This window comes from Streptomyces sp. NPDC060035 (genome assembly GCF_042736635.1).
Taxonomy (GTDB): Bacteria; Actinomycetota; Actinomycetes; order Streptomycetales; family Streptomycetaceae; genus Streptomyces.
Genome location: NZ_JBHWVO010000007.1, coordinates 209,916 through 221,801 on the forward strand (window position 1 = coordinate 209,916; position 11,886 = coordinate 221,801).

Annotated in this window: 10 protein-coding genes; 5 read left to right on the forward strand and 5 right to left on the reverse strand. The window is 69.3% G+C overall.

The annotated features are described in order from the left end of the window. Positions 1 to 17: 17 nt before the first annotated feature. The 4 genes from ACFWBQ_RS14070 to galU form a co-directional block, all read right to left on the reverse strand. Positions 18 to 599 (reverse strand): molybdenum cofactor biosynthesis protein B, encoded by a 582-nt coding sequence (locus ACFWBQ_RS14070; RefSeq protein ID WP_385487541.1) that lies wholly within the window; start codon positions 597 to 599, stop codon positions 18 to 20. Then, complete coding sequence (moaC, locus tag ACFWBQ_RS14075; protein ID WP_385487543.1) at positions 596 to 1,096, reverse strand: cyclic pyranopterin monophosphate synthase MoaC; 501 nt, start codon at positions 1,094 to 1,096, stop codon at positions 596 to 598. Before moaC ends, ACFWBQ_RS14070 begins: the two co-directional genes overlap by 4 nt. A gap of 124 nt (positions 1,097 to 1,220) precedes the next feature. Next, positions 1,221 to 2,531, reverse strand: coding sequence for a gephyrin-like molybdotransferase Glp (gene glp, locus ACFWBQ_RS14080; protein WP_385487545.1), 1,311 nt, complete (start codon positions 2,529 to 2,531; stop codon positions 1,221 to 1,223). A 4-nt stretch (positions 2,532 to 2,535) separates the two neighbouring features. Continuing rightward, positions 2,536 to 3,438: a UTP--glucose-1-phosphate uridylyltransferase GalU gene (gene galU / locus ACFWBQ_RS14085; RefSeq protein ID WP_385487547.1), complete on the reverse strand. Its 903-nt coding sequence runs from the start codon at positions 3,436 to 3,438 to the stop codon at positions 2,536 to 2,538. Positions 3,439 to 3,530: 92 nt separating this feature from the next. Here galU and ACFWBQ_RS14090 point away from each other — a divergent pair, with 92 nt between their 5' ends. Then, positions 3,531 to 4,124, forward strand: a complete 594-nt coding sequence (locus ACFWBQ_RS14090) for a 5-formyltetrahydrofolate cyclo-ligase (protein ID WP_385487549.1) — start codon at positions 3,531 to 3,533, stop codon at positions 4,122 to 4,124. Here the strand turns inward: ACFWBQ_RS14090 and ACFWBQ_RS14095 are convergent. Continuing rightward, entirely contained in the window at positions 4,121 to 6,868 is a 2,748-nt protein-coding gene (locus ACFWBQ_RS14095) for a penicillin acylase family protein (RefSeq protein ID WP_385487550.1), read from the reverse strand. The genes ACFWBQ_RS14090 and ACFWBQ_RS14095 overlap by 4 nt on opposite strands. A 276-nt stretch (positions 6,869 to 7,144) precedes the next feature. Between ACFWBQ_RS14095 and ACFWBQ_RS14100 the strand changes: the two genes are divergently transcribed. From ACFWBQ_RS14100 to ACFWBQ_RS14115, 4 genes are all read left to right on the forward strand, one after another. Continuing rightward, positions 7,145 to 8,680: a potassium/proton antiporter gene (locus tag ACFWBQ_RS14100; RefSeq protein ID WP_385487552.1), complete on the forward strand. Its 1,536-nt coding sequence runs from the start codon at positions 7,145 to 7,147 to the stop codon at positions 8,678 to 8,680. Between the two features lie 328 nt (positions 8,681 to 9,008). After that, the gene (locus tag ACFWBQ_RS14105) at positions 9,009 to 10,289 is read left to right on the forward strand and encodes an MFS transporter (RefSeq protein ID WP_385487554.1); all 1,281 of its coding nucleotides are present in this window, start codon (positions 9,009 to 9,011) and stop codon (positions 10,287 to 10,289) included. A 66-nt stretch (positions 10,290 to 10,355) separates the two neighbouring features. Then, a complete protein-coding gene (locus tag ACFWBQ_RS14110; protein WP_385487556.1) occupies positions 10,356 to 10,727 on the forward strand; it encodes an FmdB family zinc ribbon protein in 372 nt (123 codons plus the stop codon). Positions 10,728 to 10,816: 89 nt separating this feature from the next. Beyond that, positions 10,817 to 11,665 carry an S-methyl-5'-thioadenosine phosphorylase gene (locus ACFWBQ_RS14115; RefSeq protein WP_385487558.1) on the forward strand — a complete coding sequence of 283 codons (849 nt, stop codon included), beginning with the start codon at positions 10,817 to 10,819 and terminating at the stop codon, positions 11,663 to 11,665. The last annotated feature ends 221 nt before the right edge of the window (positions 11,666 to 11,886 follow it).

Below are 11,886 nucleotides of genomic sequence, written 5' to 3' on the forward strand. Positions count from 1 at the left end.
CGGCCAGGTCGGGACGTTCAGCTCGAGCTCCCCGGTCGGGGGTGATCGCCGCCGCGCACCTGATCGACGGCGTGCACCAGAAGCCTGCTCAGGACCGCGAGGCCGTCGCGCACCCCGCCGGTGGACCCCGGCAGGTTCACGATGAGGGTGCCCCCCGCGATACCTGCGAGGCCGCGCGAGAGTGCGGCCGTGGGGACCTGGTCCCGGCCTTCGGCCCGGATCGCCTCGGCAATGCCCGGGATCTCGCGTTCGATGACGCGGCGGGTGGCCTCCGGGGTGCGGTCCGTGGGCGAGATGCCCGTACCACCGGTGGTCAGGACCACGTCGTAGCCGGCTGCCGCGCCGGCCCGCAGGGCCGCCTCGACCGGGTCGCCGTCCGGGACGACCTGGGGGCCGTCGACGGCGAATCCGAGACCGATGAGCGCCTCGACGATGATCGGGCCGCCCTTGTCGGCGTAGACCCCGGCCGATGCGCGGTTGGACGCGGTCACCACGAGGGCGGCGTAGGGAGCGGTCAGCGCTCCACCGGACGGGGACGGCCCTGCCGGTTCCGGTGCGGGCCGCTCGGCGGCCGCCGGGTTCTCGTCGGGGACGGTCATGCGTCCGCACCCTCCGGCGCGGGGCGGCGGTAGTCGCCGGACTTGCCGCCCGACTTCGCCTCCACCCGGACGTCCGTGATGACCGCGCTCTTGTCGACCGCCTTGATCATGTCGATCACCGTGAGCGCGGCGACCGAGACGGCGGTCAGGGCCTCCATCTCGACCCCCGTACGGTCGGTGGTCTTCACGGTGGCGAGGATCTCGACGGCGTCGTCGGTGACGCTCAGATCGACCTTCACACCGGAAACGGCGAGGGGATGGCAGAGCGGGATCAGGTCCGGGGTGCGCTTGGCCCCCATGATTCCGGCGATCCGCGCGGTGGCGAGCGCGTCGCCCTTGGGGACGCCCTCACCCCGGAGGAGCTCGACCACACGCGGCGACACGAGGACCCGGCCGCTGGCCCGGGCGATGCGCGCCGTGACGTCCTTCTCCGACACATCGACCATGCGGGCCGCGCCCGCCTCGTCGATGTGCGTCAGCCTGTTCTGCGTACTCAACTACTCCGCCTAGCGGTAGGGCGCCGGTTGCCCACTCGGCCCGCACACACGTGCGGACCGGGGGGCCGGGGGGCTTCCCCCGGTAAGGCACAGCGCCAGATACCGTACCGCCACCGCGCGGAAGTCAGCGGAGGAGGATCACCTCGGTCTCCGCGCCGGGCTCCGCGGAGGTGACGTCCTCGGGCAGCACGATCAGCGCGTCCGCCTGGGCGAGCGCGGCGATCAGATGCGATCCGGAACCGCCGACCGGGGTGACGGTGCCCGCCTCGGCGTCGTACGTCCCCCGCAGGAACTGCCGCTTGCCGGGCGGCGAGACGAGCGCCTTGTCCGTGCTCAGCGTGGCGCGGACCGTCGGGCGGCGGACGTCCTTCAGCCCCATCAGGGCCCGGATCGCCGGCCGTACGAACAACTCGAAGGAGACGTACGAGGAGACGGGATTGCCGGGCAGTGCCAGCAGCGGGGTGTGATCGGGACCGATCGAGCCGAAGCCCTGCGGCTTGCCCGGCTGCATGGCCAGCTTGCGGAAGTCGATGCCGCTGCCCGGGTCGTCCTCGTCGCCCACGGAGGACAGGGCTTCCTTGACCACGTCGTACGCACCGACGCTCACGCCCCCGGTGGTGACGACGATGTCCGCGCGGATCAGCTGGTCCTCGATCGTGGCACGCAGCGTCTCCGCGTCGTCGGCGACCGCGGGCACCCGGTAGGCGATGGCCCCGGCGTCCCGGGCGGCGGCTGTCAGCGCGAAGCTGTTGGAGTCGTAGATCCGGCCGCCGGTCAGCTCCTCACCGGGCTGCACCAGCTCGCTGCCGGTGGAGAGCACGACGACGCGCGGGCGGGGCCGCACCTTCACCGTCGAGCGGCCGATCGCGGCGAGCAGCCCGATCTGCGGCGGCCCGACGACCGACCCCGCGCGCAGCGCCAGATCCCCCGGCCGGACGTCGCTGCCCCGGGCCCGGACGTGGGCGCGCGCCTCGACGGGACGATGGATACGGACCTCACCGCTCGCCCCTTCCGGGGCGTCGCTGTGGGCGCGCATGGCCTCGGCCGGGCCGCCGCCCGTGCCTCCGTCGGTCCACTCGACCGGCACGACGGCGTCGGCACCCGCGGGCAGCGGGGCGCCGGTCATGATGCGGGCTGCCTCGCCGGGGGCCACCGACCGGCCGTCGGCGAGTCCGCCGTCGCCCGCCGCGACATCGCCGATGACGGTGAGGACGGCGGGGAACTCCTCGCTGGCGCCCTGGACATCGGAGATCCGGACGGCATATCCGTCCATCGAGCTGTTGTCGAAGGGCGGCAGAGCGACCTCGACCACGACGTCCTCGACCAGGACACATCCCTGTGCGTCGGGCAGCTGCAGCTCGATGGGCTCCAGCGGCCTCACCGCGGCGAGGATGTCGTCCAGGTGCTCGTCCACCGACCAGATCGTGGTGCTCAAGCTGTTACAACTCCTCGGTGACGTAACTGCGGAGCCAGGTCCGGAAGTCCGGGCCCAGGTCTTCACGTTCGCACGCGAGTCTGACAATGGCACGCAGGTAGTCGCCGCGGTCACCGGTGTCATAGCGGCGGCCCTTGAAAACGACGCCGTGCACGGGGCCGCCGGCCTTCTCGTCCTCGGCCAGCAGCTGCAGGGCGTCGGTGAGCTGGATCTCGCCGCCGCGGCCGGGCTCGGTGTGACGGAGTATGTCGAAGATCGCGGGGTCCAGGACATAGCGGCCGATGATGGCGAGGTTGCTGGGTGCGTCGGCCGGGTCGGGCTTCTCCACCAGCCCGGTGATCCGTACGACGTCGCCGTCGGCGGTCACCTCGGTGGCCGCGCAGCCGTACATGTGGATCTGCGCCGGGTCGACCTCCATCAGCGCGATGACGCTGCCGCCCTCGCGCTCCTGGATCTCGACCATCCGGGCGAGCAGCGGGTCGCGCGGGTCGATCAGGTCGTCGCCGAGAAGGACCGCGAACGGCTGGTCACCGACGTGCGGCGCGGCGCACAGGACGGCGTGACCGAGACCGCGCGGGTCGCCCTGGCGGACGTAGTGCATGGTGGCCAGGTCGCTGGACTCCTGGACCTTGGAGAGCCGTTCGGCGTCTCCCTTGCGGGTCAGTGCCGACTCCAGCTCGTAGTTCCGGTCGAAGTGGTCCTCCAGGGGACGCTTGTTCCGACCGGTGATCATCAGCACGTCGGAGAGGCCTGCTCCGACCGCCTCTTCGACGACATACTGGATGGCGGGTTTGTCGACGACAGGCAGCATCTCTTTGGGAGTGGCCTTGGTGGCCGGCAGGAACCGGGTGCCGAGACCTGCAGCCGGAATGACAGCTTTGCTGATCCTGGGGCGCGACTGAGTCATAGGCAGACTCTAACGGGTGCGTATGGGCGGAAGATGAGCGTCCGGTTAACTTCGTACTCATACAACCCCATACGAGAAGTATGCGAGCACCCGTGAACCATGACATGTCCGGAAAGGCGCCCATGCGGCGCGAACTGCTCGCCGCACGACGGCTCCTGACCTCTCAGGACGTCGAAAACGCCGCCGCGGTTCTCTCCTTTGCCGCACTCGCCCTTCCGGAGCTCGCCGGGGCCCGGACCGTCGCCGCCTATGTGTCCGTGGGGCGCGAACCCGGGACCCGCCCGCTCCTGGACACGCTGCGTGCGCGGAGCGTACGGGTGTTGCTGCCGGTGCTCATGGCGGACAACGACCTGGACTGGGCGGCCTACGAGGGCGCCGAACACCTTCTGCCCGCGGGACGGGGGCTGCTCGAGCCGGACGGGGTGCGCCTCGGGCCGGCCGCGGTCCTCGATGCGGACGTGGTCCTGCTGCCCGGGCTCGCGGTGGACCGGCGCGGGCTGCGGCTGGGCCGGGGCGGCGGCAGCTACGACCGGGTACTGGCCCGGCTGTCGGCGGCCGGAGCCCACCCCGCCCTCGTCGTCCTGCTGTACGACGACGAGGTGGTCGCGCAGGTTCCGGAGGAACCGCACGACCACCCCGTGGATGCCGTGATCACGCCGGCCGGAGCACGGCGCTTCCATGCCTAGCCAGGTTTCTTGAGTGTCAGGGTGTCGACCGTGGACTGCCCGACAGCGTTGGTCCCGAAGGACCAGTCGAGCAGTTCGCCGTCGACCCACTTGTCGGTCTGATCGGTGTAGTGCGCGCTGAACGCGTGCCCCGAGGCGCCGGTCAGGTTGATCCAGCGGGACTTGTCCCAGTCCCCCACGTTGACGACCATCCGCATCGACGGGACCCAGATGACGTCGTAGCCGCCCGCCGCGTTCCAGCCGGTGGCGTTGACCGCGGCCTCGCCGCCGCCGAGGTGCCAGGGACCCCGGTTGAGAGCCCGCTGCAGAAGACCGGGGCCCTCGGTGCCGAGCGTCTGGTTGCGCAGGGTCAGCTGGTGCAGCCGGCCCCAGCTCCAGGTCGTGATGTCCTTGCCGAGCTCGGCCGTCAGCTCCCAGCGGGCGTCCTCCATGGCGCGGGCGAAGAGCTCGTCACGGTTGTCGATCGCCTCTTCACGACCCCTGGCCGGAGCCTTCCACCACTCGTTGTCCGTGTCCTCGAGGATGGAATCGACCACCTCGTACCAGCGGTCGCCGCCGTCCGGCTGGGCGGCGTCCGGGGCGCGCTGACCGCATTCCCGTACGAGCCTGTTCTGCTCGTCCACCGGACCCGTGCCGGAGGCGGGCGGCACGTTCAGGCAGTCACCCTCGGCGCGGAGCTCCTTGGGGAGCTTGTTGCCGAAGGCCAGTTTGAGGATGTTGCGCCAGACGCCGTTGAAGTAGGCCGCGGCTGCCGAGTCGGGCTCCTGGGCGAAGTCCCAGTTCTCCAGCAGCTTCTGCGCCTCACGGACGTTCTTGTCGGAGATATTGATCTTCAGCAGTGCGGGCACCAGCTCCACGGCGATCGCGCTCTGGTTGTCCATCTGCATCTTCTGCATGTCGTCGGTCGAGATCTTCCCGCCGCCCTTGATCTTCGACTCGATGAGGTCGTTGATCCGCTGGCTGCGGGCGCCGTAGCCCCAGTCCTTGGTGAGCAGCTCGGGGTACTTCTCGTCGATGACGGCCTGGTTGGCGGTGACGATGTAGCCGCGCTCCGGGTCGTACTCGTACGGCAGCTCGTCGAACGGAATCGGGTCGGCCTTCCACCCGTAGTCCGAGGTCCAGCCGGGGCTGGGCAGCGTGCCGTCGCCCTTGATCCGGACCGGGATCGTCCCGGGGGCCTGATAGCCGATGTGGCCCTTGGTGTCCGCGTAGATGAGGTTCTGCGCGGGCACCTCGAAGTGCTCGGCCGCTGCCCGGAACGACGGGAAGTCCTTGGCCCGGTTGAGCTCGAAGACGGCATCCATGGACTTGCCGGCCTTCAGCGCGGTCCATTTCAGGGCGACCGCGTATCCATCGGCGCGGTCCGGGGCGGAGTTGGTGACGGGTGCCTTCTGGCCGACCTTCTCCAGCTCGCTGCTGCGGTCGGAGACCACCGGGCCGTTGTTCGTCTCGCGCACGGTGATGTGCCGGCTGCGGCCTCCGGCGACCTCGATGGTCTCCTTGCGGGTCTTGAAGGGCTTGGTCCTGCCGTCGTACTGGTAGCCCTCGCCCGAGACCTTCTCCAGGAAGAGATCCGTGACGTCCGCGCCGAGGTTGGTGAAGCCCCAGGCGATGTCCGCGTTGTGGCCGATGATCACACCGGGCATCCCGGAGAACGTGTAGCCGGCGGTGTCGTACTGGCAGGTCTCCGAGATCACCCGGCAGTGCAGCCCCATCTGGTACCAGAGGGAGGGAAGTTGCGGCGCCAGGTGCGGATCGTTGGCCAGCAGCGGCTTGCCGGTCGTCGTGTACTCGCCGGAGACGACCCAGGAGTTGGAGCCGATGCCGCTGCCGTTGGGTCCGAGCAGCGCCGGGATCTCGTCGAGGGTCTCGGAGAGCGCGGAGAGCTGGGTGTTGAGGCCCTCGGCCGCACCCTCGGGGGTGGTCGAACCGATACTGTCCGACGGCTCGGCCTTCGGGTCGAACCTGCCGGTGACCGGGGAGATGGCGCCCTGCCGGACGATCGGCTTGTTCTTCGCGTAGGGGTAGGCCGGGTAGAGGTCCTCGATCTGCTTCTCGCTGAGCCTGCTGGTCATCAGCGAGCGGTCGATCTCGTCCTGCATGTTGCCGCGCAGGTCCCAGGCCATCGCCTTCAGCCAGGCGACCGAGTCGACCGGAGTCCACTCGGTGGGCCTGTAGTCGTTGGTCAGGCCGAGGGCGGCGTACTCGACGGAGATGTCCTTGCCGTCCTTGCCGCCCAGATACGCGTTCACCCCCTCCGCGTACGCCTGGAGGTTCTTCTTGGTGTCCTCGTCCAGCTTGTTGTCGTACTCGTCCTGTGCGACCTTGCGCCAGCCCAGCGTGCGCAGGAAGGCGTCGGTCTCGACCTGGCCGGAGCCGAACATCTCGGAGAGCCGCCCGGACGTCATATGACGGCGGACGTCCATTTCCCAGAAGCGGTCCTGGGCCTGGACGAAGCCCTGGGCGCGGAAGAGATCGCTGTCGGAGTCCGCGTAGATCTGCGGGATCCCGTAACTGTCGCGTTTGACGTCGACGTTGCCGGTAAGACCCTCGAGCTCGATCGAACCGGTCGTCTGCGGGTACGAGGCCCGAACCGTGGATACGGACCAGAACGCGCCGTACCCGACACCCGCGACAAGCGCCAGCACCAGGACGATCACGAACAGGCGGGCGCGTCGCCCCTTCTTCCTGCCGGGCTTCTTCGCATCGGAAGAACCGGAAGAGGCGGTTGTGTTGGCGGGCATCGCTGTCCTTCGAGGGGCAGGGTGGTCCTGGGAGTGCAGGAGCAACCATAGGCGCCCCGCCGAAGCCACTCGGACGCGGTATGGGGATGCATCCATTTGCGCACCGCTCGCACGAACACTCGAAGGCGTCAAGAAAACGTTAAAGATTAGGTAAGGTAACGAAGTACTGGCCCCCGGAGGTCGATCCGGAGGGCGTACGCAGGGAAGGAACGGACCCTGACTGTCCACGCGCTCAACGAACTTCTGCTCGTCTGCTCGCTCGTCCTGCTGGTCGCTGTGGCGGCCGTACGCATTTCGTCCCGCAGCGGGCTTCCCAGCCTGCTCCTGTACCTCGGCATCGGCATCGCCATGGGGCAGGACGGCATTTTCGACGTCAAGTTCGACAACGCCGAGCTGACCCAGGTGATCGGCTACGCCGCGCTGGTCGTCATCCTGGCCGAAGGCGGTCTGGGCACGAAGTGGAAAGAAGTCAAACCCGCGTTGCCGGCAGCGGCCATGCTGTCGACCGTCGGGGTGGGCATCAGCGTGGGCGTCACCGCGGCCGCGGCACACTATCTCGTGGGCCTGGACTGGCGGCAGGCACTGATCATCGGTGCGGTCGTCTCCTCGACCGACGCAGCGGCTGTCTTCTCCGTGTTGCGCAAGGTCCCGCTCCCGTCCCGGATCACGGGCGTACTGGAGGCCGAGTCCGGCTTCAACGACGCCCCGGTGGTCATCCTGGTGGTGGCGTTCTCGACGGTCGGCCCCGTGGAGCACTGGTACGTACTGGTGGGCGAAATAGCCCTGGAGCTGACCATCGGCGCGGCCATCGGGCTCGCGGTGGGCTGGCTCGGCTCCTTCGGACTGCGCCACGTGGCGCTGCCCGCGTCCGGCCTCTATCCCATCGCCGTGATGGCCATCGCGGTGTCCGCGTACGCGGCGGGCGCCATGGCTCACGGAAGTGGATTCCTGGCCGTCTATCTCGCCGCGATGGTCCTCGGCAACTCCAAACTGCCGCACTGGCCGGCCACCCGGGGCTTCGCCGACGGGCTCGGCTGGCTTGCCCAGATCGGCATGTTCGTCCTGCTGGGCCTGCTGGTCACCCCGCACGACCTGGTCGACGACTTCTGGCCTGCCGTGGTCGTGGGGCTGGTTCTCACCGCGGTCGCGAGGCCCTTGTCGGTCTTCATCAGCCTGGCGCCGTTCCGGCTGCCACGGCGGGAGAAGGCCCTGATGTCCTGGGCCGGGCTGCGCGGCGCCGTGCCCATCATCCTGGCGACCATTCCCATGGTGTCCGAAATCGAGGGCAGCACGAAGGTCTTCAACATCGTCTTCGTCCTCGTCATCGTCTACACCCTGATCCAGGGCCCGACCCTGCCCTGGCTCGCGAAGGCCCTCAAGATCGGCGAGGATCCGTCCGAGGCCGCCGACCTGGGCATCGAGTCGGCGCCCCTGGAGCGGTTGCGGGGGCACCTGCTGTCCGTCGCGATCCCGGGGAAGTCGAAGATGCACGGCGTGGAGGTCGGCGAGCTGCGACTGCCCGCCGGGGCCGCCGTCACCCTTGTCGTACGGGACAAGAAGAGCTTCGTGCCCGCGCCGTCCACCGTGCTGCGACGCGGGGACGAGCTGCTGGTGGTGGCGACCGACCCGGTACGCGACGCCGCGGAAGCACGACTGCGGGCGGTCGGCGAGGGCGGCAAGCTGGCCGGCTGGCTGGGCACGGGCGGTCACCGGGACAACGGGTCGCTGGGCTTGGAGGTACCGCACGTGGTGAAGCTCGCGAAGAAGCTGGGCAAGAGCGGCAAACACGGGGACACACGGACGCACCACTGATCGGAGGTGGTGACGGGTACCTCGTGCGCAATCACAGGCACATGCAGCCCGTGACCTGTAAGATGAAGGATTGTTACCGAAGATCCACCCGTATTAGTCTTGATCGACCACATTGATCAACACATCTTGATCGACCAACTCTGTCTGATGCAGAGCTGGCGCGACCGTATGGCGGTCGTGGCGTCCTTTCGCCTCTGGAGCGAGCGCCCGGCATCTACCGCAGTTCCGCGCGAAGAGGACAGCTCTCGGCAGCTCCCGCACGAGCCGCGCACTCCGGTGCCGGCCGCGCCCGGGAGCACGGCTACCAGGCGGCAGAAAGGCAAGGACCGTGGCATCCACGGTCTCCGACCGCCCCGGTTACGGGCAGTTGCTGCGCACCCCTGGTGCGTGGACCTTCCTCCTCCCGGGCTTCGCTGCCCGGCAGCCCTTCGCGATGCTGACCATCGGCATCGTGCTCCTGGTTCAGCACACCACCGGTTCGTACGGCAGCGCAGGCGCTGTCGCCGCCGTGTCCGGCGTCTCGATGGCGCTGTTCGCACCGCAGAGCGGCAGGCTCGCCGACCGTCTCGGCCAGCGCGCCGTGCTCCTGCCCGGCGTTCTCGTGCACGCCCTGTCCGTGGGCGTCCTCACGGCGCTCGCCCTGGCGCACGCACCCCTGTGGGTGCTGTTCCTGGCGGCCGTACCCACCGGAGCCTCCATCCCGCAGATCGGGCCGATGGTCCGGGCCCGCTGGGCGGCCCGGCTCGGGGCCGCCCCGGGGCGGCCTGCGTCCCCGCTGATGTCCACGGCCGCCGCCTTCGAGTCCGTGACGGACGAGTTCACCTTCGTCGTCGGCCCGGTCCTCGCGACGGCACTGTGCACCGGCGTGCACCCGGCGGCCGGACTGATCGCCGAAGCCACGCTGACGCTGATCGGCGGAGTTCTCTTCGCCGCCCAGAGCTCCACCCAGCCCGCTCCCCGTAGCGCCGCGACCGCCGCCGAACCGCACCGCTCCGCACTGTCCGTACCGGGAGTCCGGGTGCTCGCCATCACCTTCCTGGGCATCGGCGCCGTCTTCGGGGGAATGCAGGTCTCGCTGACGGCGTTCTCCGAGGAGATCGGCAGGCCGGGCGTGAACGGACTGCTGTACGGGGTGTTCGCGGCCGGCAACATGCTGGCCGGGATCGCCTGCGGGGCCATCGCCTGGAAGAGCAGCCCGCGTCGCCGGCTGATCGTCGGGTACGTGGCCCTGACTCTGACCGCCTCCGGGCTCTGGGCGGTGCACTCCGTACCGCTGCTGGCCGGTCTCGGACTGCTGGTCGGTCTGTGCATCGCCCCGGCATTGATCAGCGGTTACACGCTGGTCGAGGCCTTGGTGCCGGCATCGGCCAGGACCGAGGCCTTCACCTGGCTGACGGGCGCAGTGGCGCTCGGCCAGGCGGCCGCTGTCACGGTGGCCGGGCAGCTTGCCGACTCCCACGGTGCGAGCACCGGTTTCGTGGTGCCGCTGGTGGGGACGGCGCTGGCGCTGGCGACCTTGCTGGCCCTGCGCTCGCGGTTGACGCCGAGGTACCGGGGACGGACGGTGGCACGTGGGATCGGTCACCGCGAGCCGGTCACGGTGGACTGATCGCTCGGAATACGTCAGTATGGAACGTCGTTAGCACTCACTGAGTGAGAGTGCCAGGAGGAGCAAGTGCCGACCTATCAGTACCAGTGCACCGAGTGCGGCGAGGGCCTCGAGGCGGTGCAGAAGTTCACCGATGATGCCCTGACCGTGTGCCCGAACTGCGAGGGACGCCTGAAGAAGGTGTTCTCGGCGGTCGGCATCGTCTTCAAGGGATCCGGTTTCTACCGGAACGACAGCCGCGGCTCCTCGTCGAGCAGCACGCCGTCGACGTCGCCCGCGAAGGCATCCGGTTCCGCGTCCGCCACGTCGACGTCCTCGTCGGGGTCCTCGGGTTCGGACTCGAAGCCCGCCGCGTCGAGTTCTTCTTCGTCGTCGTCTGCGTCCTCGTCGGCGCCGTCGTCCTCGTCTTCGTCCTCGAGCAGTACATCGGCTGCCTGAGGCTGCGCACGTACACCACACGCTTCACCCGGACCCCGCTGATCGACTCGGCGGGGTCCCGGTCGTGTGTGCCCGGTTAGTGTGACGGCATGGTGAACGCAGAAACGGGTACAGCGGATATCGGTGTCATCGGCGGATCGGGCTTCTACTCCTTCCTCGAGGACGTGACCGAGGTCCAGGTGGACACCCCGTACGGGGCGCCGAGCGACTCCCTCTTCCTGGGCGAGATCGCGGGCCGCCGGGTGGCATTCCTCCCGCGTCACGGACGCGGCCACCACCTCCCGCCGCACCGCATCAACTACCGCGCCAATCTCTGGGCCCTGCGTTCCGTCGGCGTACGCCAGGTGCTCGGCCCGTGTGCCGTCGGCGGGCTGCGCCCGGAGTACGGGCCGGGGACCCTGCTCGTACCGGACCAGCTTGTGGACCGCACCAAAGCCCGTACACAGACGTACTACGACGGCGTGACCCGGGCGGACGGAACCGAACCGAACGTGGTGCATCTCGGCTTCGCCGACCCGTACTGCCCTCAGGGACGCCATGCGGCGCTCAAGGCCGCACGAGGGCGCGACTGGGAGCCGGTGGACGGCGGGACCCTGGTCGTCGTGGAGGGGCCGCGCTTCTCGACCCGCGCGGAATCACGCTGGCATGCGGCGATGGGCTGGTCGGTGGTCGGGATGACCGGGCATCCGGAGGCGGTGCTCGCCCGTGAACTGGGGCTCTGCTATACGACGCTGACATTGGTGACGGACCTCGACGCGGGGGCCGAGGCCGGCGAGGGCGTCAGTCACGGGGATGTGCTCAAGGTGTTCTCCGCCAACGTCGACCGGCTGCGGTCGGTGCTGTTCGACGCGGTGGCAGCGCTGCCTGCGAACACGGAACGCGACTGCGCGTGTGTGCGCGCGCTGGACGGACTCGACACAGGGATCGAGCTGCCTTGAGACCGCCGACGTCACCCCGGTGAACCCGGCAGCCGTCGACCACGTCGCAGCCCGGCCCTGGACGTAGAGGGCCTGGTAGATCGTCTCGTGGGCCACGTGCATATCCGGCCGGTCGGGAAACCGGGACCGCAGAGCCTGGCAGATCTGCTCGGGGCTCGACCGTAGGTCCAGGTGACGCCGGATGAAGTTCCTCAGCGCGGCACTCTTCTTCCCCGGCTCGG

Bases quoted from the DNA above. Each gene is read 5' to 3' on its own strand.
- ACFWBQ_RS14070 (WP_385487541.1), bottom strand. From the start codon at position 599: ATGACCGTCCCCGACGAGAACCCGGCGGCCGCCGAGCGGCCCGCACCG.
- galU (WP_385487547.1), bottom strand. From the start codon at position 3,438: ATGACTCAGTCGCGCCCCAGGATCAGCAAAGCTGTCATTCCGGCTGCA.
- ACFWBQ_RS14095 (WP_385487550.1), bottom strand. From the start codon at position 6,868: ATGCCCGCCAACACAACCGCCTCTTCCGGTTCTTCCGATGCGAAGAAG.
- ACFWBQ_RS14115 (WP_385487558.1), top strand. From the start codon at position 10,817: ATGGTGAACGCAGAAACGGGTACAGCGGATATCGGTGTCATCGGCGGA.